Annotated in this window: 17 protein-coding genes; 2 read left to right on the top strand and 15 right to left on the bottom strand. The window is 75.4% G+C overall.

The window, feature by feature from the left end:
- Nucleotides 1-194: 194 nt before the first annotated feature.
- The 7 genes from tmk to bldG form a co-directional block, all read right to left on the bottom strand.
- Nucleotides 195-3,620: a dTMP kinase gene (gene tmk / locus AB2U05_RS17940; protein WP_369183713.1), complete on the bottom strand. Its 3,426-nt coding sequence runs from the start codon at nt 3,618-3,620 to the stop codon at nt 195-197.
- A 146-nt stretch (nt 3,621-3,766) separates the two neighbouring features.
- Complete coding sequence (gene topA / locus AB2U05_RS17935) at nt 3,767-6,640, bottom strand: type I DNA topoisomerase (protein WP_369183712.1); 2,874 nt, start codon at nt 6,638-6,640, stop codon at nt 3,767-3,769.
- Nucleotides 6,641-7,078: 438 nt separating this feature from the next.
- A complete protein-coding gene (locus AB2U05_RS17930) occupies nt 7,079-7,543 on the bottom strand; it encodes a DUF3592 domain-containing protein (RefSeq protein WP_045711204.1) in 465 nt (154 codons plus the stop codon).
- 139 nt (nt 7,544-7,682) lie between these two features.
- Nucleotides 7,683-9,215 (bottom strand): methyltransferase, encoded by a 1,533-nt coding sequence (locus tag AB2U05_RS17925; protein WP_369183711.1) that lies wholly within the window; start codon nt 9,213-9,215, stop codon nt 7,683-7,685.
- 108 nt (nt 9,216-9,323) lie between these two features.
- The gene (locus AB2U05_RS17920; protein ID WP_369183710.1) at nt 9,324-10,082 is read right to left on the bottom strand and encodes a hypothetical protein; all 759 of its coding nucleotides are present in this window, start codon (nt 10,080-10,082) and stop codon (nt 9,324-9,326) included.
- Between the two features lie 508 nt (nt 10,083-10,590).
- Nucleotides 10,591-11,010, bottom strand: a complete 420-nt coding sequence (locus AB2U05_RS17915) for an ATP-binding protein (protein ID WP_045698284.1) — start codon at nt 11,008-11,010, stop codon at nt 10,591-10,593.
- A gap of 161 nt (nt 11,011-11,171) precedes the next feature.
- A complete protein-coding gene (gene bldG, locus AB2U05_RS17910; RefSeq protein ID WP_045698282.1) occupies nt 11,172-11,513 on the bottom strand; it encodes an anti-sigma factor antagonist BldG in 342 nt (113 codons plus the stop codon).
- 222 nt (nt 11,514-11,735) lie between these two features.
- On the opposite strand from bldG, the gene AB2U05_RS17905 reads away from it, so the two are divergent.
- On the top strand, nt 11,736-14,105 hold the full coding sequence (locus AB2U05_RS17905) for a DEAD/DEAH box helicase (protein WP_369183709.1): 2,370 nt from the start codon (nt 11,736-11,738) through the stop codon (nt 14,103-14,105).
- Here the strand turns inward: AB2U05_RS17905 and AB2U05_RS17900 are convergent.
- The 8 genes from AB2U05_RS17900 to ssd all read right to left on the bottom strand — a co-directional run bounded on the left by AB2U05_RS17900 (nt 14,100) and on the right by ssd (nt 19,814).
- Entirely contained in the window at nt 14,100-14,585 is a 486-nt protein-coding gene (locus tag AB2U05_RS17900; RefSeq protein WP_369183708.1) for an Rv3654c family TadE-like protein, read from the bottom strand. The two genes, AB2U05_RS17905 and AB2U05_RS17900, sit on opposite strands and share 6 nt — an antisense overlap.
- Nucleotides 14,573-15,013, bottom strand: coding sequence for a TadE family type IV pilus minor pilin (locus tag AB2U05_RS17895; RefSeq protein ID WP_045698278.1), 441 nt, complete (start codon nt 15,011-15,013; stop codon nt 14,573-14,575). The genes AB2U05_RS17900 and AB2U05_RS17895 overlap by 13 nt, the downstream gene beginning before the upstream one ends.
- A complete protein-coding gene (locus AB2U05_RS17890) occupies nt 15,003-15,170 on the bottom strand; it encodes a DUF4244 domain-containing protein (protein WP_107073008.1) in 168 nt (55 codons plus the stop codon). The genes AB2U05_RS17895 and AB2U05_RS17890 overlap by 11 nt, the downstream gene beginning before the upstream one ends.
- A gap of 166 nt (nt 15,171-15,336) precedes the next feature.
- The gene (locus AB2U05_RS17885; protein ID WP_369183707.1) at nt 15,337-16,131 is read right to left on the bottom strand and encodes a type II secretion system F family protein; all 795 of its coding nucleotides are present in this window, start codon (nt 16,129-16,131) and stop codon (nt 15,337-15,339) included.
- Nucleotides 16,132-16,139: 8 nt separating this feature from the next.
- Nucleotides 16,140-17,207, bottom strand: a complete 1,068-nt coding sequence (locus tag AB2U05_RS17880) for a type II secretion system F family protein (protein WP_369183706.1) — start codon at nt 17,205-17,207, stop codon at nt 16,140-16,142.
- A gap of 17 nt (nt 17,208-17,224) precedes the next feature.
- Entirely contained in the window at nt 17,225-17,356 is a 132-nt protein-coding gene (locus tag AB2U05_RS17875) for a hypothetical protein (RefSeq protein ID WP_369183705.1), read from the bottom strand.
- The gene (locus tag AB2U05_RS17870; protein ID WP_369185965.1) at nt 17,353-18,522 is read right to left on the bottom strand and encodes a TadA family conjugal transfer-associated ATPase; all 1,170 of its coding nucleotides are present in this window, start codon (nt 18,520-18,522) and stop codon (nt 17,353-17,355) included. Before AB2U05_RS17870 ends, AB2U05_RS17875 begins: the two co-directional genes overlap by 4 nt.
- Nucleotides 18,523-18,689: 167 nt before the next feature.
- Nucleotides 18,690-19,814, bottom strand: a complete 1,125-nt coding sequence (ssd, locus tag AB2U05_RS17865) for a septum site-determining protein Ssd (protein ID WP_045698274.1) — start codon at nt 19,812-19,814, stop codon at nt 18,690-18,692.
- 715 nt (nt 19,815-20,529) lie between these two features.
- Between ssd and AB2U05_RS17860 the strand changes: the two genes are divergently transcribed.
- Nucleotides 20,530-21,429: an HAD family hydrolase gene (locus AB2U05_RS17860; protein ID WP_369183704.1), complete on the top strand. Its 900-nt coding sequence runs from the start codon at nt 20,530-20,532 to the stop codon at nt 21,427-21,429.
- Nucleotides 21,430-21,439: the final 10 nt, after the last annotated feature.

Genomic DNA, 21,439 nt, shown 5'->3' with positions numbered 1-21,439 from the left:
CCAAGCTCCGTACGGCAGCGCTCCCGGCGCCTCTTCCCCGCCGTCGAGCATACGTGTCCGCTCCGACAGCCACTGCTCCGTCCGGGTCACCCCGGTCCGGGTCGGGGCCGGTACGGACGACGAACGACGGACGGCGCCGCCGGAGGCCACTGCCCCGGCGACGCCGCCCGCTCCCGTCACGAAGGCGCCGGGCCTCAGCCCCGGCGGCCCCAGCGCCGGCCCTTGCCCTTGCCGTCGCCCTTGCCCTCGCCGTCGCCCTTGCCGCCGACCGCGCCGGAGTCGTCCGCGCCGCGTTGCTGCGCGCCGTCGCCCTGGCCGGGCTCACCCCAGCGGTCCCACTCGTCGCGCGAGCCGAGCAGGGTGTCGGTCAGGCTCGGCAGGTCGTCCAGCGGGGTCTCCTCGGCCCACTCCGGCCGGGGCCGCTCGGCGGTCGGCTGCTCCACGGCGGGCCGATCGGCGGGCTGCCCGACGACCGGCTGCCGGGCGTCGACCACCGGCAGCTCCCGGGTGCTGTCCGCCGGCTCGCCGGGACGGCCCGGCTCGATCCGCGGCAGCACGGCGGTCTCGTCGGCGGCCGGCACCTTCGGCAGCACCGCGGTCTCGTCGACGGCGGGAACCTTCGGCAGCACCGCGGTCTCGTCGACGGCCGGCACAGCCGGTACGGCCGGAACGCGCGGCAGCACCGCCGTCTCGTCCACCCCCGGAGCGGCCTGAGCGGCCGCCTGCCGGTCGCGCAGCGACAGCTCCCGCGTCGTCTCGTCCCCGACCCCCGCGACAGCCTGCGACGCACCGTCCGCCGAGCCACCCGCCGCACCGTCCGACGCACCGCCCCGCGGCGCGTCCCCGACCGCCCGCAGCTCGGTGGTCACCGCCTCCCCGGGCACCGCCCGCTCCGCGGCCCGGTTCGCTGCCGTCTCCGCGGCCGCGGCAGCCGCAGCGGCTGCCGCGAGCGCCGCGGCCTGCGCCAGCCGGGCCTCCTCGGCCCGCTGCAGCGCCTCCTCCGCCCGACGCCGCTGCTCCTCGCGGGCGAGCTCCCGCTGCCGCTGCAGCTCGGCCCGGGCGGCCGCCTCGTCGGCGATCCGCTTGCGCTCGGCGGCCTCCGCCGCGAGCCGCGCCTCCTCGGCGGCCCGGCGCGCGGCCTCTTCCTCGGCCCGGCGGCGTGCGTCCTCCTCCGCGCGGCGGCGGGCCTCCTCCTCGGCCTTGCGCCGCGCCTCGGCGGCGGCCCGCTCGGCCTCCTCCTTGGCGAGCCGTTCCGTCTCGGCCTGCTTGGCACGCAGCTGGGCGAGCACTTCCTGCCGCTTGCGCTCTGCGGCCTCCTCCTCGGCCTTCTTCCGCGCCTCCTCGGCGGCGCGCCGCTCGGCCTCCTCCCGGGCCAGCCGTTCCCGTTCGGCGCGGGCGGCCTTCTCCTGCTCGGAGAGCGGCAGCTCGCGGTCGAGCCGGTGCCGGATGGCGGTGGTGACGAAGCCGGGCGCCTGGCTGCCGTCGACGACGAGGTAGCGCGCGGGGTCGGCGGCGGCGAGGGCGAGGAAGCCGGCCCGGACCCGCTGGTGGAATTCGGTGGGCTCGGATTCGAGCCGGTCGAGCGCCTCGGTGAAGCGCTCCCGGGCCTTGGTCGGGTCGACGTCGAGGACGACGGTCAGGTCGGGCACCAGCCCGCCGGTGGCCCAGCGGGAGATCCGGGCGACCTCGGTGGCGGCCAGGTCGCGGCCGGCGCCCTGGTAGGCGATGGAGGAGTCCATGTACCGGTCGGTGATGACGACGGCGCCGCGGGCGAGGGCCGGCCGGATGACGTTCTCGACGTGCTCGGCCCGGTCGGCGGCGTAGATCAGCGCCTCGGCGCGGTGCGACAGGCCGGTGTTGCCGACGTCCAGGACGAGGCCGCGCAGCCGCTGCCCGACCGGGCTGCCGCCGGGCTCGCGGGTGAGCACGACCTCGTGGCCCTTGCCGCGGATCCACTCGGCGAGCGCCTGGGCCTGGGTGGACTTGCCGGCGCCGTCGCCGCCTTCGAGGGCGATGAAGAAGCCGGTGCCCGCGCCCCGGTGCGGCGCCGGGCCGCTGCTGCCGCGCAGCGCGTCGACCAGGTCGCGGCCGAACGGCGCGGTGCCGCGCCGGTCGTCGGTGCGCAGCAGCACGACGGCGGCGAGCGCCAGCGTGAGCAGCCCGGAGGTGGCGACGGCGAGGGCCGCGCCGCCGTGGATGAAGGTGAAGGAGCCGGGTTCGACGGTGCCGTACTCGACGTCCCCGTAGCCGGCGGCGATCAGCGGCACGGCGACCAGCGCGGCGCCGACGACGGCCCGCAGGACGGCGTCCACGTGCTCGGCGACCTTCGGCAGCCGGGCCTCCTCGACCTCCTGGGCGAGCAGGGCGCGCCCGGCCGAGACCACGATCCCGGCGGCCAGCGCGGCCAGCACGGTGAGCAGCAGGACGAGCACGAAGTCCAGCACCAGCCCGGCGAGGATCAGCGCCACGCCCTCGGTGAGCAGGGCGAGCGCGAGCAGCCGGCGGCGGGAGAGCGAGGGCAGCACGGCCCGGGTGAGCCGGGCCCCGAGGGCGGGCGCGCCGGCGGCGGCGAGCACCAGCAGGCCGTAGCCGATCGGTCCGGCGCGGTGCTCGGCGGCGGTCAGCAGCGCGAGCGAGACGACGCCGGCCATCGAGGCGAAGGCGGCGGCGACTGCGAAGGTGAAGTACGGGGCGCTGCCGGTGCGGCCCTTGCCGAGCGCGGGGCCGGGGGTCGCGTCGGTGGGGGCGCGCAGGCCGGTGAGCGGCGAGTGCGGGGCGACGGCGACCGGGCCGAGTGACAGCTGCTGGAGGTACGTCCGGGTGGCCGCGGCGGCGGACAGGCCGGCCGCGCCGAGGGCCGCGAAGGTCAGCTGGTGGGCGCGCAGCCAGTCCGAGCCGAGCGCCGCGCCGATGTTGTTGACGAGGGTGAACGCGACCAGGCCGAGGGCCGCGAGCGGCACGGTGACCCAGCCGGTGAAGCGGTCGATGCTCCGGACGGTGTCGAGGTTGGCGGCGGAGGGCCGCTGCTCGGCGCGCGGCGCGTAGGGGTCGGCGGGCGGCAGCAGGCCGGGGACGGCGGCGGCCCGGGCGATCCCCCGGACGCTCTCGGCGGCACCGGTGACGAAGACGGTGGCGAGCAGCACGTAGACGGCGGCGCCGGAGGGCTTCGGCCCGGAGCTCAGCCAGACGGCCCACCAGGGCGCGAGGCCGATCAGCAGGGCGCGCAGCGCGTCGGCGCCGAACAGCGTCCAGCGCCGGTCGAGCTTGCCCGCGACGAGTTGGTGCACCGGCCCGAGCAGCGCGACGCCGACCAGCCCGTTCGCCAGCACCCGCACGGCGAAGACCGCGGCGAGGGCGAAGGCGAGGCTGCGCGGCAGGTCGCCGAACGAGCCCCCCTGGGCGGCGGCGATCACGGTGAGCGCGGCCAGCACCAGCAGGGCGAGCCGATCGGCGGCACTGCCGATCAGCTGGGTGGTCCACAGCCGCCGGTAGGGGCGGGTCCGCAGCAGTGCCCGGGCCCGGTCGACCGGGGTCCCGGCGGGCGCGACCTCCGGCAGGTCGGGCACGGCGGCTCTGGCGGCCGGGGCGGCGCTGGGGGTGGGCTGCTCCTCGCTCGTCATACGGTCAGCGTAGCGGGCGGGGGTTGGCCGGAATGAGACGAACGGGGTTCCGGATCCGGCTCAGCACCGGCTTGTGACGATCCCCGCACAGACCTCGGGCCCGCGTCCCTCTCCGGGAGCGCGGGCCCGACGCCACTGGTGGAGGATCAGTCCTCTTCGGTGGCCGCGGTCTTCTTCGCCGCCGCCGTGGCGGTGGTCTTCTTGGCCGCCGTCTTCTTCGCGGTGGTCGTCTTCGCGGTGGTCGTCTTGGCCGCCGTCTTCTTGGCCGCGGTCTTCTTCGCCGTCGTCTTCTTCGCGGCCGCCTTGGTGGCGGTCGCCTTCTTCGCCGGGGCCTTCTTCGCCGTCTTCTTCACCGGCCCGCGGGCCCGCTTCTCGGCGAGCAGCTCGTAGCCGCGCTCCGGCGTGATCGTCTCGACGTCGTCGTCCTTGCGCAGCGTGGCGTTGGTCTCGCCATCGGTCACGTACGGGCCGAAGCGGCCGTCCTTGACCACCACCGGGCGCTCGCTGACCGGGTCGGTGCCCAGCTCCTTGAGCGGCGGGGCGGCGGCGGCCCGGCCGCGCTGCTTGGGCTGGGCGTAGATCGCCAGCGCCTCTTCGAGGGTGACGGTGAAGAGCTGGTCCTCGCTGGTGAGCGAGCGCGAGTCGGTGCCGCGCTTGAGGTACGGGCCGTAGCGGCCGTTCTGCGCGGTGATCTCCACGCCCTCGGCGTCGGTGCCGACGACGCGCGGCAGCGAGAGCAGCCGCAGCGCGTCCTCCAGGGTGACGGTGTCCAACGACATCGTCTTGAACAGCGAGGCGGTGCGCGCCTTGACCGCGTTCTTGCCGGTCTTGGGCGTGCCCTCGGGCAGGATCTCGGTCACGTACGGGCCGTAGCGGCCGTCCTTGGCGACCAGCATGTTGCCGCTGACCGGGTCCGGGCCGAGCTCGAAGTCGCCGCTGGGCTTGGCCAGCAGTTCCTCGGCCAGCTCGACGGTGAGCTCGTCCGGCGGCAGCTCGTCCGGGATGTCGGCGCGCTGGCCGGGCTCGCCCTCGACCTCGGAGGCGCGCTCGACGTACGGGCCGTAGCGGCCGACCCGCAGGGTGATGGCGTCGCTGACCTTGAACGAGCTGATCTCCCGGGCGTCGATCGCGCCGAGGTCGGTGACCAGCTCCTTGAGGCCGCCCAGGTGGTCGCCGTCGCCGTTGCCGGCCTCGGCCGCACCGCCGCCGGCGCCCTCGCCCTCGCCGAAGTAGAAGCGCTTCAGCCACGGCACGGACTGCGCCTCGCCGGCGGCGATCCGGTCGAGGTCGTCCTCCATCTTCGCGGTGAAGTCGTAGTCGACCAGCCGGCCGAAGTGCTTCTCCAGCAGGTTGACCACGGCGAAGGAGAGGAACGACGGGACGAGCGCCGTGCCCTTCTTGAAGACGTACCGGCGCTGGATGATCGTGTCGATGATCGACGCGTAGGTGGAGGGGCGGCCGATCTCCCGGTCCTCCAGCTCCTTGACCAGCGAGGCCTCGGTGTAGCGGGCCGGCGGCTTGGTGGCGTGGCCCTCCGGGCTGATCCGCTCGGCGGCCAGCGGGTCGCCCTGGGCGACCTGCGGCAGCCGGCGCTCGCGGTCGTCGAGCTCGGCGTTCGGGTCGTCGGCGCCCTCGACGTAGGCCTTGAGGAAGCCGTGGAAGGTGATGATCTTGCCGGAGGCGGAGAACTCGACGTCCCGGCCGTCCGCGGCGGCGCCGCCGACCCGGACGGTGACGGACTGGCCGACCGCGTCCTTCATCTGGGAGGCGACGGTGCGCATCCAGATCAGCTCGTACAGCTTGAAGTCGTCACCGGTCAGGCCGGTCTCGGCCGGGGTACGGAAGCGGTCGCCGGAGGGGCGGACGGCCTCGTGCGCCTCCTGCGCGTTCTTGACCTTGCTGGCGTAGGTGCGCGGCGCGTCCGGCAGGTAGTCGGCGCCGTACAGCTGGGTGACCTGCGCGCGGGCCGCGGAGATCGCGGTGTCCGACAGGGTGGTGGAGTCGGTGCGCATATAGGTGATGAAGCCGTTCTCGTACAGCTTCTGGGCCACCTGCATGGTCCGCTTGGCGCCGAAGCCCAGCTTGCGGCTGGCCTCCTGCTGGAGCGTGGTGGTGCGGAACGGCGCGTACGGCGAGCGGCGGTACGGCTTGGACTCGACGCTGCGGACGCCGAACGCGGTCTGCGCCAGGGCGGCGGCCAGCTGCCGGGCGGCCTGCTCGTCCAGGTGCAGGGTGTTGGTGCTGCCCGCCTTCAGCCGGCCGTCCGAGCCGAAGTCACGGCCGGTGGCGATCCGCTTGCCGTCGACGCTGGCCAGGCGGGCGCCGAAGGTCTCCGGGTCGGCGGAGTCCGCCGGGGTGCGGCCGGTGCCGAAGGTGCCGACCAGGTCCCAGTACGAGGCGGTGCGGAAGGCGATGCGCTCGCGCTCGCGCTCGACCACCAGACGGGTCGCGACGGACTGCACGCGGCCCGCCGACAGCTTCGGCATGACCTTCTTCCACAGCACCGGCGAGACCTCGAAGCCGTACAGCCGGTCGAGGATGCGGCGGGTCTCCTGGGCGTCGACCAGGCGCTGGTTGAGCTCGCGCGGGTTGGCCACCGCCTCCTGGATCGCCGTCTTGGTGATCTCGTGGAACACCATGCGGTGCACCGGCACCTTGGGCTTGAGCACCTGCTGGAGGTGCCACGCGATGGCCTCGCCCTCGCGGTCCTCATCGGTGGCGAGGAAGAGCTCGTCGGACTCCGCGAGCAGCGACTTAAGCTTGCTGACCTGCGACTTCTTGTCCGCGTTGACCACGTAGATCGGCGCGAAGTCATGGTCGACGTCGACCCCGAGGCGGCGCACCTCGCCGGTGTACTTGTCCGGCACCTCGGCCGCGGTGCTGGGGAGGTCGCGGATGTGCCCGACGCTCGCCTCGACGATGTAGCCGGGGCCGAGGTAGCCCTTGATCGTCTTCGCCTTGGCCGGCGACTCGACAATGACGAGTCGCTGTCCGTGCGCGGTCTCGCTGCTCGGGGACACCTTCGCTCTTCTCTCCCGGTCCTTTATACGGCTGGTCGGCGCCGACAGCACGGGCTGCGCTCCGCCCGACCCCGCCACCGTCCCGGGGCAGCCGCTGCACGACGACCCCACCAGCGGAGTGTGACCGTACCCCGGCCACCCTTGTCAAACGGACGGATACCGCTTTTTCACTTCCCGGGCTCACCGACGCCACTCGAACGGTAACCCGATGCCGCGGGTTCCCGCCCCGTGGAGGGGGGCTTCGGCGGGTTCGGGAGGATGGAATGACGAATTTCAAGATCTGTCAACGGAAATCCGACGGACCGTCCGCCGCCGGTGGCCCGCGACCAGAGCGGTGGCGACGGCGTGCGAGGAGGTGCGAGGGGGTACCGGGGGGTGCGAGGGCGCGCGGGGTGGGGCCGCCGTCAGGGGTGGGCCGCCGTCACCGGTGGGCCGACGTCACCGGTGGGCCGCGGCCAGCAGACCGGATCCCGCCAGCAGGCAGGCCGCCCCGAGCGCGCTCCACAGCAGGTCGGTGACCGCCGCCCGGCCGGCCTCCCCCGCCGCCAGCACCGCCCGGCACGGGCGCCGCGGGTCGTAGCAGATCCGCACCGAGGTGCCGGGGGCGAAGCGGTCCGGACGGCGCAGCGGGGTGTGGCCGCGCGGGCGGGTGAGCACCAGCTCCGCGAGCAGGGCCCCGCCGGAGCCCGGGCCGTCGGCCGGGGGCCGCACGGCGAAGGAGAGCAGCGGAGCGCTGTCGAGCTGGCCGTGCGGGTCGGCCTCGGCGACGACCGTCGCCACCGCCGGCACCCCGCGCAGGCGCACCCGGTGGCGCAGGCGCGCTTCGGCGGCGCACCAGAGCAGCAGCGCGCCACCGAAGAGGGCGAGGACCAGCCCGCCCACCGTCGCCGTCGTCGTGTCCACCCCTGCCCCCGGCTCCCCAGCCCCGTCCACAGCCTGTGGACAGAGCCTCACAGCACGGGGCCAACGAGGGTGGGCCGCAGGGCGACCGCCGGACGAACCAGGAGGTACGGGCAGGTGAACCGGCCCGTACCGACAGGCCCTACCGCGCCGGCGCGATGAAGCCCTGCTCGGTCAGCAGCCGCAGCGACTCCGGCACCCGGTCCCGCAGGACGACCCGATCCTCGCCGAGCAACTGCGCGATGGCGTCCACGATCTCGCCCGCCGACAGCGTCCCGTCGCAGACCCCGACGAAGCCGGCACCCACCGTGTCCACCTTGGTGGCCCGGCGCATGCCGCGGTTGTGACGCAGGATCACGTGCTCCGGGTCCTCCGCCCCCGGCGCGCCGACCTGCTCCTGGACCACCTCGTCCGCGAGCACGTAGCGGGCGGCGAGCAGGCCCGCGTCGTCGTGCGAACGCAGGAACTCCTGCCGGTCGAACCACTCCTCGATGTGCGGGCCGAGCGGCTGCTCCACCGGGTGCGGCCACTCCTCCACCCGGACGGTCGGGCGCTCGGCACCGCTCGCCGACAGGGTGATCCAGCCCATGCCGATGCCCTCGACCCGGGCCGCCTCGAAGGCGTCCAGCCACTCGCCGTACCGGGCCTGGTAGTCACCGCCCGGGCCGCGGTGGTCGCCGCCGTCCCGCAGCCACAACTCGGCGTACTGGGAGACGTCCTGGACCTCGCGCTGGACCACCCAGGCGTCCAGCCCGGTGCCCGCCACCCAGCCGGCCAGCCGCTCGTGCCAGTCCTCGCCCTTGACGTGCTGCCAGTTGGCGAGCAACTGGCAGTAGCCGCCCGGCTCCAGGTGCGCGGCGGCCGAACGCACCAGGCTGCGGCACAGGTCGTCGCCGGCCATGCCGCCGTCGCGGTAGGTGAACCGGCCGGCCGGCGAGATCACGAACGGCGGGTTGGAGACGATCAGGTCGAACTTCCGCTCCCCGACCGGCTCGAAGAGGCTGCCCGCGAGCACCTCGGTCCGGTCGAAGCCGGAGAGCGCCAGGGTCAGTTCGGTGAACCGCAGGGCGCGCGGGTTGAGGTCGGTGGCGGTGACCTGCTGGGCGTGCCGGGCCGCGTGCAGCGCCTGCACGCCGGAGCCCGAACCGAGGTCCAGCGCGGCCCGGACGGGGCGGCGCACGGTGATGTTGGCCAGCGTGGTCGAGGCGCCGCCGACACCGAGCACCAGGTCCTGGCGGGCCACCCCGTGCTCGGTCACGCCGGAGCCGATGCCGCCCGCGCCACCCACCGCGCAGCCCAGGTCGGAGACCACCCAGGCATCCGAACTGGGCATCCCGGCAACCTCGTTGGCGTACGGCCGGACGTCCACGGTGGCACGCACCAGCTCGCCGTCCGGGCGCAGCCAGCCGTCCGCCAGGCAGTCCTCCACCGGCAGCACGGCGGCGGCCGCCCGGTACGGCACCGGCTGCTGCAGCAGGAACAGCCGCACCAGGGTCTCCAACGGGCTGCCGCCACGGGTGGCGCGCAGGGCCGGCACCGTCTCGCTGCGGGCCAGCGCCGCGTAGCCGGTGGGCCCGAGCAGGTCCAGGCAGCCATCGGCGGTGAAGGAGGCGGCGAGCAGCGCCTCGCGCAGCTTGGCGAGGCGGGTCGGGTCGAGAACGGGGCTACTGGTCACCCCGCCATTGTCCCCCGCCCCGCCCCCACCAGGGGCCAGGGGCCACTCGCCACGGCGGCCCCGGCGGCCCCGCGCCCTCGCCCTGCCGGGCGTGCGGCCCGTCCTGGATCAGCTCGCGCTGGGGGCCGGGGTGGCCGGAGCGGTCGCGCTCGGGGTGGGTGCGGCCGCAGGAGCCGCACTGCCCGTCGCGCCGGGCGCGGGGGTGCCGCTGGGCGCGGACGTACCACTGGGCGCGGGCGTTCCGGCGGCCGCACCGGCGCTCGGGGTCGCCGGCGCGCCACTGGCGCCACCGCTCGCGCCGGCGCTCGGCGTGGCGGACGAGCCGGCCGGCGCGGGCTTGCACCCCTCCTGCTTGGCCATGGCCGCACCGAGGTCACCGCGCTGCAGCTTGCTCTGCGCCTCGGTGGACAGCGAGGCCAGCTGCTGCAGCTGGTCGGAGATGCCGCGCAACCCGTCCGAGAACTTCGACTGGTCGTCGGTGGCCAGCGCGTCCAGCTTCTTCTGGACGTCCAGGTAGCCGTCCGAGGCCTTCTTCAGCTCGGCCACGGCGTCCTTCTGCAGGTTCGCGCCGTCCGTCACCTTGGGCGCCCCGGCCGCGTCGATCGCGGCCCCGATGTCCTGGTTGGTCTTGGCGAGGCGCCCGATGTCCGTCGAGAGCCGCTTCTTCAGGTCGGCGGGGGTCTCACCGGTCTTGACCTGGCCGGTGTCGGCGAGCGCGGCCTGCGCCTGGGCGATCGGGTCCTTGGCAGCGCCGCAGACGTTCGTCGCCCAGGACTCCAGCTGCTTGCTGTTGTCGTCGCCGCAGGCGACGGCGCCGAACGCGAGCAGCACGCCGAGGGCGGGTACGGCCAGCAGTCGCTTGTTCACCGGGAGAGGCCTTTCGGTTCGGTCGTCGTCGGTCGTCATCGGTCGTCTTCGGTCGTCTTCGGTCGTCGAACCTACACGGCCGTCGTCGCCCTCCCGGTTCCCCGCCCCCGGCGGACGCTCGGGCCGGCTCCGCCCGGGTCGGCTCGCCCGGCCGTCACTCGACGCCCGTCCGAGTCGGCGCACGGCGCACGGCGCACGGCGCACGGGCAGGGTGGGCGTGCCGAAGCGACCGCCGGCGTGGCGGCTGGATCAGGGTGCGGATCCGAAGGAACGGGCTCTTGCGCGGCAGGGGCCCGATCGGCGGGATTCACGCGATCGGCGAGGTCGACCGGATCGGGGTGACCGGTCACCGGACCAGGCCGCGCCGGAAGCGGCGAACCGCGGGGAACGACGAACCATCGACGCCGTCCCGGAGACCGGACGAGAAACGGGTCCGGGGCGTGAAGCCTGCTCGACGTCCGGTTCAGAGCCGGCTGAGGGCTGGCTGAAGAACCGGTTCAGGGCCGGTTCAGACCGCCACGGAGGCGACCGAGACCGGCCAGCTCATCCGGATCAGCCCGCCGCCCGCGCCGTTGGTGACCTCAAGGTCCTCCACCAAGCCGGTGATCACGGCGAGGCCCAGGGTGTCCTCGTCCGGGTCGCCGCCACCGGCGGCACCGGGGGCCGGGACGGCGGCGGGGCCGGCCTCGTCCTCGACCTCGATGAGGAAACGCTTCTCCTGATCGGTCAGCGCGACCCTCACCGTGCCGCCGATGCCGCCACGCTGGTGCAGGCCGACCGCGCGGGAGCAGGCCTCGCCGACCGCGAGCCGTACCTCGTCGAGCACCGACTCGTCGACCCCGGCCCGTCTGGCGACGGCCGCGGCGACCAGGCGGGCCGTCCGCACGTGCTCGGGAAGCGCACTGAATCGAAGTTCGACGGTTGCCATCTCTCCCCCTCGGGGTGCTCCGACCGGGGCCGGGCGTGCGGCCCCTGCGGGCCGGTCGAACCGGCCCCGGGGCGGCCGGGGACGCCGGGACCGTGCTTGGCCCCGGTACCCCGGACGCGTGGAACGGGGCGGGCCGGCCCGCGAGGACCGGCCCGGCCGTGTCAGTCGGTCGCCTGGACCGCGTCGTCCACCGAGGTGTGGATCGGGAAGACCTTGGTCAGGCCGGTGATGCGGAAGATCTTCAGGATGCGCTCCTGGTTGCACACCAGGCGGAGCGAACCCTCGTGGGCACGCACCCGCTTCAGGCCGCCCACCAGCACACCGAGACCGGTCGAGTCGAGGAAGTCCACGCCTTCCATGTCGACGACGAGGTGGTACTTGCCGTCGTTGACGAGCTCGACCAGCTGCTCGCGCAGCTTCGGGGCGGTGTACACATCGATCTCGCCGCCAACCTCGACGACCGTACGATCGCCGACTGCGCGGGTCGACAGGGACAGGTCCACGGAACCTCCAGCACCTTGCCTTGCTACGTCATGTGCGATCCTCGGCCGGACGGCCGCCACCGCATGGTCGCGAGCCCGGGCGCGCCCAGCCAACGCGTGGCAAGCCTCAGCGCTGCGACCCACGGCCATACGGCCGTCACGGCCACATTCAACCACCTGCGACCATGCCCGCACGATGGCTTACGACGATTCTCCGTCACGCCGGTGACACACTGGGTCCCCATGCCGCCCCGACACAGCCTGCCCGAGGCACTGCTCACGACCCTGTCCACCAGCCGGGGGCGGTCCGATCGGCTCACCCATACGGAGCACCTTCCCGCGCGACCTGCGCGTTATTCGCCGTGGCCCGACACGATCCGACCGGAGATCATCGCCGCCGCGCACGCCGTGGGCGTGGAACAGCCCTGGGCGCACCAGGCAGAAGCGATGGAACTGGCCAAAACCGGCCAGACTGTGGTGATCGCCACAGGCACCGCCTCGGGCAAGTCGCTGGGCTACCTGGCGCCGGTGCTCAGCGACCTGCTGGACGGCACCGAGGCCCGCAACGGCCGCGGCGCCACCGCCCTCTACCTGGCGCCGACCAAGGCCCTCGCCGCCGACCAGCGCCGCCGGGCCGCCGAACTCGCCCCGCCCAGGGTCCGGTCCGCCCTCTACGACGGCGACACCCCGACCGAGGAACGCGAGTGGGTACGCCAGTACGCGTCCTACGTGCTCACCAATCCGGACATGCTGCACCGGGGCATCCTGCCCGCGCACGCCCGCTGGGCCTCCTTCCTCAAGGTGCTGCGCTACGTGGTGATCGACGAATGCCACAGCTACCGGGGCGTGTTCGGCTCGCACGTCGCCCAGGTGCTGCGTCGGCTGCGCCGCATCTGCGCCCGCTACGGTTCCTCACCCACCTTCCTGCTCGCTTCCGCCACCACCGCCGACCCTGCCGTCACCGCCCGGCGCCTCACCGGCCTGCCCGCCGTCGCCGTCACCGAGGACGCCTCGCCGCGCGGACCGATGGTCTTCGGGCTCTGGGAGCCGCCGCTGACCGAGAACGTCGGCGAGCACGGCGCCCCGGTGCGCCGCACCGCCACCGCCGAGGCCGCGCACCTGCTGACCGACCTGGTCGAACGGCAGACCCGGACGGTCGTCTTCGTCCGCTCCCGCCGCGCCGCCGAACTCGTCGCCCTGCAGGCCCAGGACCAGCTCGGCCGGCCGCTCGCCGACCGGGTGGCCGCCTACCGCGGCGGCTACCTCGCCGACGAACGACGCGCCTTGGAGCGCGAACTGCACGCCGGCCGACTGCTCGGCCTCGCCTCCACCTCCGCCCTCGAACTCGGCGTCGACGTCTCCGGCCTCGACGCCGTCCTGATGGCCGGCTACCCCGGCACCCGGGCCTCGCTCTGGCAGCAGGCGGGCCGGGCCGGCCGCGAGGCCCAGGGCGCCCTGGCCGTCCTGATCGCCCGGGACGACCCGCTGGACACCTACCTGGTGCACCACCCGGAGGCGCTGTTCGCGGCCCCGGTCGAGGCCACCGTGCTCGACCCCGACAACCCGCACGTGCTCGCCCCGCACCTGTGCGCGGCCGCCGCCGAACTCCCGCTGACCGACGCCGACCTGGAGCTGTTCGGGCCCTCCACGGCGCCGCTGCTGCCCGTCCTGGAACGGCGCGGCCTGCTGCGCCGGCGCGGGGACGGATCCTGGTACTGGACCCGCCGCGAACGCGCCGCCGACGCCGTCGACCTGCGGGGCAGCGGCGGCAGCCCGGTGCAGATCGTCGAGGCGGACACCGGCCGACTGCTCGGCACGGTCGATGCGGCGGCCTCCCACACCACCGTCCACACCGGAGCCGTCCACCTCCACCAGGGCCGCACCTACCTGGTCCGGGAGTTGGACCTGGACAACTCGGTCGCCCTGGTCGAACCGGCCAACCCGCCGTACAGCACGGCCGCCCGTGACATCACCTCCATCTCCGTCCTCGACACCGACACCACCGTCCCCTGGGGCGAGGGCCGGCTCTGCTTCGGCTCCGTGGAGGTGGTCAACCAGGTGGTCGGCTACCTCCGGAAGCGGATCTCCACCGGGGAGATCATGGGCGAGACCAAGCTCGACCTACCGCCCCGCACCCTGCGCACCCGCGCGGTCTGGTGGTCCGTCACCGAGGACCAGCTGCTCGACGCGGAGATCCCGCTCGACCAGCTGCCCGGTGCGGCCCACGCCGCCGAGCACGCCTCGATCGGCCTGCTGCCGCTGTTCGCCACCTGCGACCGGTGGGACATCGGCGGCGTCTCCGTCCCGCTGCACCCCGACACCGGGCTGCCGACCGTGTTCGTCTACGACGGCCATCCGGGCGGGGCCGGCTTCGCCGAACGCGGCTTCCGGCGGGCCGCCCAGTGGCTGACGGCCACCCGCGAGGCGATCGCGGCCTGCGAGTGCGAGCGCGGCTGCCCGTCCTGCGTCCAGTCGCCCAAGTGCGGCAACGGGAACGACCCGCTGGACAAGGCGGCCGCCGTCCGGCTGCTGGACGTCCTGCTGGCCGGAGCCCCGCGCCCGGAGGGCCCGCCGAGCCCCGGCCCGGTGGAGGGGGAGGCGAAGGAGTCATGAGCCCCCGGCCGCGCCGAGGCCGTCCTCGGCGGCGGTGACCGCGGCCCGCACCGGTCCGGCCCGGGCCCTCGCCCTGGCCGGGCCGATCGGCAGCCGCACCGGCAGCCCACCGACCCGCACCTCGGCCACCACCTCGACCGCGTCCGCCGACCGGTCCACCGTGCAGGACACCACCGCGGCGCCCTGGGCCGAGGCGATCCCCACGGCCCGCCCGCACCCGCCGTCCCGGTCCAGCAGCAACCGGTCCGCCGCCGCGAGGGCCGCCAGATCGGCGGCCGACTCGGCCCGGTGCCGGGCGGCGACCGCCGCTGCGACCGTGATCGTCGCGGCGAACACCGCCGTACCCAGCATCGCCAGTGCGAGCAACCAGACCGTCGCCGAACCGGCATCCGGCCCGTACCCGCCCGTCGCGGCCGCCCGGGCGGTACGGGCGCGCGCCCACCGCCCCGCCACCGGGCACCGCCCGGTCAGGCCGGCCAACGGCCCTCACCTCCTTCCTCGATCCCGGTCAGCACGTCCTCCCGTGCGGCCACGGCGGCCGCACCGACCCGCACCGCGAGCAGCGCGCCCAACCGGCCCGGCGCCGCGGACGGCGCCTCCACCTCGACCCGTACCGTGTCGGCCGCGAGCGACACCCGTACCCGCACCCCCGGCGGGCCCGCCGCGCGGGCGAGTTCGGCCGCGTCCGCCTCGCCGCGGGCGGCCGCCCGGGCGCCGACCCGGGCGGCGTCCACGCAGCGGATCTGCGCGGACGCCGCGAGCACGCCCCAGATCAACATCACGGCGAGCAGGACGAGCGCCGGCAGGGCCACCGCCGTCTCCGCGGTGACGAAGCCCGCGTCACCCCGGCGGCTCGGCCGCAGCGACCAGGCCCGGCCGCCGCACACCGCCCGCCGACTAGGTCGCATGGAGTGCCCGCTCCAGTAGGTCGGTCAGTGCCCCCGTCACCGACGCACTGGTCACCACCTTGTAGAGCCCGGCCGCGAGGGCGCACGCCCCCAGCGTCCCGACGGCGTACTCAGCCGTGGTCATCCCGGCATCCGACCGGCCCCGGCGCCGGGCCATCCGGCGCACCCCGCAGGCCACCCGGCGGCTCCTCCGCCGCCAGGGCCCGGGCAACTGCCCGAGCTCGCGCCCGGAACCGGGCCCCGTCACGATCACCGCAGTCATGTAGTCCTCCTGATCTTGGATTCCGAATCCCCTTCCGATCACACAGCCGGCCGACCATCCGTCACATCGCCTGGGCGAACCTGCTGGTGAGCCCGACGACCACCGGCACCACGCCGATCAGCACGAAGGCCGGCAGGAAGCAGAGCCCGAGGGGCGCGGTGGCGAACACCCCCGCCCGCCGGACCCGGGCGTGGGCCGCCCGGGCCGCCGCCGTCCGCTGCCGCTGGGCGAGCTCGACCAGCGGCAGCGCTGCCGGGGCCCCGCCGAGGGTCGTCCGGAGCAGGCAGCGGGCCAGCGGAGCCAGCACCGGGTGCTGCTCGCCCAGCCGGTCCCAGCACAGCTCCGGCGGCGCCCCCAGGGCCAGTTCGGCCCCGATCGCGACCAGCCGTGGCCCCAGCGGGGCGTCCACGCTCCGCCCGACCGCCGCCACGGCCGCCGAGGGCGAGGCCGCCGACCCCAGGCAGGCCGCCAACAACTCTGCTCCCAAGGGAAGTTGCCTGGTCAGCAACTCCTCCTCGCGGACCGCCCGCCGGTGCGTCGGCGACCGCGCACGGGCCAGCCAGCGGTAGGCACCCACCGCCAGCAGCGCCCCGGCCCCGATCCCGGGAGCGCCGCCGAGCAGCAGCGCGGCACCGAGCCCCGCCACGACCGCCATGGCCACCCGCCGTCCGCGCTCACCACCCGGCCCGGCCGGGCCCGCTCGTTCCCGGAGCTCCTTCCGGGCCTCCTTCCGGACCTCCTCCCGATCCCGTTCCCGGGCGAGCGCCCGGCGCCGCCTCGCCCGCCGCCTCAGCACCGGCGGCACCAGCGCCCAGCCGGCCAGCGCCGCCGAACTCCCGAGAGCCGCCCACTCCATGGCCCGACTCACCCCGGCCGCACCTCCCACCCGCGCGCCCGCACCCGCGAGATCCCGCAGCCCTCGCCCCAGGACCTCACCCGGGCCGACACCCGGCCCGCACCACGCCCGCCGGGCCTTCGGGGCACCTCCAGCCCGCCCCGGGCCGCCGCCCGGACGATGCGGGCCGTCCAGAGCACCCCCAGCCCCTCCAGGGCCGCGCCCGCCGCCAGACAGACCAGCCCGGCGGGCGTGTGCAGCAGGACGTCCAGCGGGCGTGCCCCGAGCGCCGCACCGAGGAGCAGTCCGGCGGCCGGCAGCACGGCCAGGACGGCGATCGTCGCCCGGGGGCCCGCCAGTTCCCCGGCGATCTCCTCCGCCAGCGCCCGCTCGCCGCGCAGCGCCTCGGCGACCCGGTCCAGCGCGGTGGCGAGCCCCGACCCGCCCTCCGAGGCCACCCGCCAACAGGCTGCGATCGCCGCCGCCCCACTGCCGCCCGGCAGTTCGGCGAGCAGGTGGAACGCGCCGAGCACGTCCCCGCCGTAGCGGCCGGCCGCCAGCCTCGCCACCGGCTCCTCACCGAGCCGGCGCAGCGCCTGCGGGTCGGCGGAGAGGCGCGCGGTGACCAGGTGCAGCGCCTGCTCGGGTGTCGCCCCGCTGCGCAACTCCCCGGCCAGCGCGGCACACAGATCCACCACGGCCGTGGCCCGCCGCCCGGCCTCCGCCGCCAGACGCCGCCGCAGCCGCCACCGCCGCGTCGGCAGCACGGCCAGGGCCGCGACGAGCACCGGCACCGGGGAGGAAGTGGCCCGCCACGCGACCAACCCGGCGGGCAGGAGCAGCAGTTCGGGCGCCAGGGCGGCCGCGAGCCGCAGCCGGGCCCGAGCGAACGCCTCCGGACCAGGGCCAGGACGGGTGCCCGTACCCCGCGCCGTCCCCGGCTCCAGGCCCGCGGCCGACACCGGCGGGCTGCTGCCCGCCAGCACGAGTCTGGCGCGCCGACCGCCCGGCAGCTGCTCCTGCAGCGCGCGCCACCCGAGGACGGCCGCCAGGCACAGCGCCGTCATCCAGAAGAGAGCGATCTGACTCTGCGACATGTCATGCACCTCCGTGTTCATCGACCCCTCCGGCCCCACGCCCCGAGCAGCGCCACCGCCCCGGCCGCACACCCGATCAGCAGCAGTGCGAAGGCGAGTTCCACCGCCCGCGCCTGCGGGCCCGCCAGCCCGGCCACGGCCGCCGTCACGTCGGCCCCGCAGCGATCGCCACCCCGCGCGCCGCGAGCAGCCCGATCAGCCGCTCCCAGCCCGCTCCCGGGACCATGCCGCCCGCCGCCGGGAACGCCACCGCTTCGGTGGTGACGGCCAGGCCCCCGCGGTCGCCCGCCAGGGTGTGGATCTCCGCCACCCGGCGCCGCCCCGAGCCCGGCTCCCGGACCAGGTGCACCACCACGTCGAGCGCGGCGCGCAGTTGGCTGTGCAGGGCCGGCCGGTCGAGCCCGGCGAGCGAGCCCAGGGCCTCCAGCCGGACCGGCACGTCGGCGGCCGTGTTGGCGTGGACCGTCCCGCAGCCGCCTTCGTGCCCGGTGTTGAGCGCGGCCAGCAGGTCCGAGACCTCCGCCCCGCGCACCTCGCCGACCACCAGCCGGTCCGGACGCATCCGCAGCGCCTGCCGGACGAGGTCCCGCAGGGTGAGTTCGCCCAGCCCCTCCTGGTTCGGCGGCCTGCTCTGCAGCCGGACCACGTGCGGGTGGGCCGGGCGCAGTTCGGCCGAGTCCTCGACCACCACGAGCCGCTCCTGCGGCCCGACCAGGCCGAGCAGCGCCGCGAGCAGGGTGGTCTTGCCCGAGCCCGTCCCGCCGGACACCAGCAACGACAGCCGGGCCCGCAGGATGCCGGCCAGCAGGTCGGCCCCCTCCGGCGGCAGGGCCCCGCCCGCCACCAACTCGTCGAGCGTGAACGGCCGGGGCCGGCACACCCGCAGGGAGATGTGCGTGCAGCCGGCCGCGATCGGCGGCAGCACGGCGTGCAGCCTGGTGCCGTCCGGCAGCCGGGCGTCCACCCAGGGCCGGGCGTCGTCCAGGCGCCGCCCGGCCGCGGTGGCCAGCCGGTGGGCCAGCCGCCGCACCGCCTCGGCGTCGGCGAAACGGACTCCGGAGGCTCGGTGCAGGCCGCCGCCACGGTCGACCCACACCTCGTCCGGACCGTTCACCAGCACGTCCGTGACGTCGGGCGCCGCCAGCAGCCGCTCCAGCGGGCCCGCACCCACCAGTTCGGCGCGCAGCGAGCGCACGGTGTCCAGCACCTCGTCCCCGCCGAGCGGCGGCCTGGTGGCCCGCAGCACGGCCGCGACCGAACCCGCGGTCGGAGCGGCCCCCGACTCGGCCAGTCGCAGCCGCACGGCGTCCACCAGCTCCGCCGTCCGCTCCTCGCGGGCCGTGCGCCCGTACGGGCAGGGCCCGTGGTCGGCCTCGGGCGGGGGCCCGGGGGGCGGCACGCTCCGGAGCGGCCGGTGCTCCCGCGCACCGTCGCCCGTGACCGCTGCCCCGCCCCGCGGGGTCGTCCTGCGCAGACGGACCATCAGTACACACCTCCTCCGACCGCCGGGACCGGCGGCAGCACTTCGTTCAGGAAGGTCGCGCAGAAGCGCGCGAGCGGGCCGGTCTCCCGGCTCCCGGGCGGGACGCCCTTGTCGACGTCCTGGGCCAAGCCCGGTTCGGGCTCCAACTCCCCGACCAGCTCCAGCCGCAGGCTCCGGGCGATCCGGCGCGCCGGGAGCCCGGAGATGCGCACCCGCCGCACCACGGCCCGGACGTCGCCGAGCCGCATCCGGGCGGCCGCCGCCACCCGGTCGGCGGCCGCGACCGCGCGCAGCTCGGCGGGCACCACCAGCAGCGCCAGGTCGGACTGCTCCAGCGCCTGCCCGGCGGCCGCGTCGAGATGGCGGGGCACGTCGACCACCACCAGCCCGCCGCGCCGCCGGGAGGCGGCCAGCACGCTGCGCATGGCCTCCGGCGGCACGGTCAGCGTGTCGCCGCGGTCCCAGGACAGGCAGGAGAGCGCGGAGAGCCGTTTGAGCGCCGGCAGCGCCCGGGCCAGCTCGGCCCCGCTGACCCGCCCGCGGGAGCCGGCCAGGTCGGGCCAGCGCAGCCCCCGGACCGTCTCGCCGCCGAGCAGGATGTCGAGGCCGCCGCCCAGCGGATCGCCGTCGATGAGTATCGTGCGCCGCCCGGTCCGCGCGGCCGTGACCGCGAGGGCGCAGGCCAGGGTGGATGCCCCGGCCCCGCCCCGGCCGCCGAGCACGGCCACGGTGACCGCCGGCGAACCGGCGCCCTCGGCGGCGTCGGCGATCCGGTCGAGCAGCCAGGCCTCGGCGTCGGGCAGGAACAGCACGTGCTCGGCGCCGAGTTGGACGGCGCGGACCCAGACCCCGGGGTCGTCGAGGTCCAGCCCGAGCAGCAGCACGCCGGCCCGCCGGCCGAGCCCGGCGCAGCGTTGGACCTGGTCGTCCCCGACCAGGACCAGCGAGGCGGCGTCCCAGTGCTCGCGCGTCGGCGGCGCGCCGCGGATCAGCCGGGGCTCGGCCCCCGCGGCGGCGCACAGCCGCAGCAGGTGCTCGGCCAGGGCCTCGTCCTCGGTGACGACGAGCGGTCCGGTACTCCCGGGCCCCTCGGCGGTGACGTGGTCGGCGATCGGCGTCGACATGGTGGCTCCCCTCCGCGCCGCGGGCCAGGGGCCGGCGGCGCACGTCGGACGGTTCCGGCGGACAGCCGCCCGGCAGACCTCCAAGGAAGGGGTGAGGCCATGCCCGGCGACCGCCGCCGACGACCACGGTGGGGGGAGATCCGGATTCCGTCTGTCGCGTTCCGATTCCCTGTGGATAACTCATGTGCCGAATGGCTAAGCGTTCACCCGGGCGGGGGGCTAATCGGCAAAGAATTGACGATTGCGGATCACGGAGATGAACCGACACCCCATACCGACCCGACCCCGCGGGCCCCGGACATCCCTCGGGCACCATCGGACGAGACGCGCGGAGGCGGTGAACCGCTGGTGGGAACCAGCCGGGCGGGCATGCGGCCAATCCATGCGAACGGCAACGCAGAGTGACGAAATCCGGGCGACCGACCGGGCCGCCGACACCCCCTGTACACCGCCGACCGAGCGGCAGCGCCGCCTGGCACCGTGCCCTTCAAGGCCTGAAAATGGCCCCGGACGTGCGACGACCCCCGCCGGGGGGGAGAGCGGGGGTCGTCTATCCACGGCCCGACTCGGGGGGGAGGAGCCGGACCGGGTTAGCACGGTCGCGAACGATCCGTGACTTCCATGGTGTACCCGAGCGGCCAGAAACACAAACCCGCACGCCCGCGAGTACGCCGAATGGCGGGCTGTTTTGTGGCTCCCTCTATCCTCGGTTCCCGTGGACACCACCGAGAACGCCGACGATCACGCCGACGAGTCCCCGGGCGACACCACCGGGCCCGAGGAGCACCGCCAGCCGGTCCGCCCGAAGCCGGGCGGCTCTCGCACGGCCGCCTTCTTCGACCTCGACAAGACCATCATCGCCAAGTCGAGCGCGCTCGCGTTCAGCCGCCCCTTCTACCAGGGCGGCCTGATCAACCGTCGGGCCGTGCTGCGCAGCGCGTACGCCCAGTTCGTCTTCCTGGCCGGCGGCGCGGACCACGACCAGATGGAGCGGATGCGCGAGTACCTCTCCTCGCTCACCCGGGGCTGGAACGTCCAGCAGGTCCGCGAGATCGTCGCCGAGACCCTGCACAACCTGATCGATCCGATCATCTACGACGAGGCCGCCTCGCTGATCGAGCAGCACCACGCGGCCGGCCGGGACGTGGTGATCGTCAGCAGCTCGGGCTCCGAGGTGGTCGAGCCGATCGGCGCGCTGCTCGGCGCGGACCACGTGATCGCCACCCGGCTCAAGGTCGAGGGCGGCTGCTACACCGGCGAGATCGAGTACTACGCGTACGCCGAGAACAAGGCGGCCGCCATCCGGGAGTTGGCCGCGTCCGAGGGCTACGACCTGACCGAGTCCTACGCCTACAGCGACTCCTCCACCGACCTGCCGCTGCTGGAGGCGGTCGGCCACCCGTCCGCCGTGAACCCCGACCGCGCGCTGCGCAAGGAGGCGCAGGCCCGGGAGTGGCCGGTGCTGGTCTTCGACCGCCCGGTGGAACTGCGGCGGCGGCTCCCGGAGTTCTCCGCTCCCAGCCCTTCGGTACTGACGGCGGTGGCGGTCGGGACGGCCGTCGCGACCGCCGGGGTGATCTGGTACCTGGCCCGGCGCCGCCGCCCGTCCGCCTGAGGTCCACCTC

The organism is Streptomyces sp. Y1 (assembly GCF_041053115.1).
GTDB lineage: Bacteria > Actinomycetota > Actinomycetes > Streptomycetales > Streptomycetaceae > Kitasatospora > Kitasatospora rubellomurina.
This window is presented reverse-complemented; position numbering and strand designations above follow the sequence as displayed.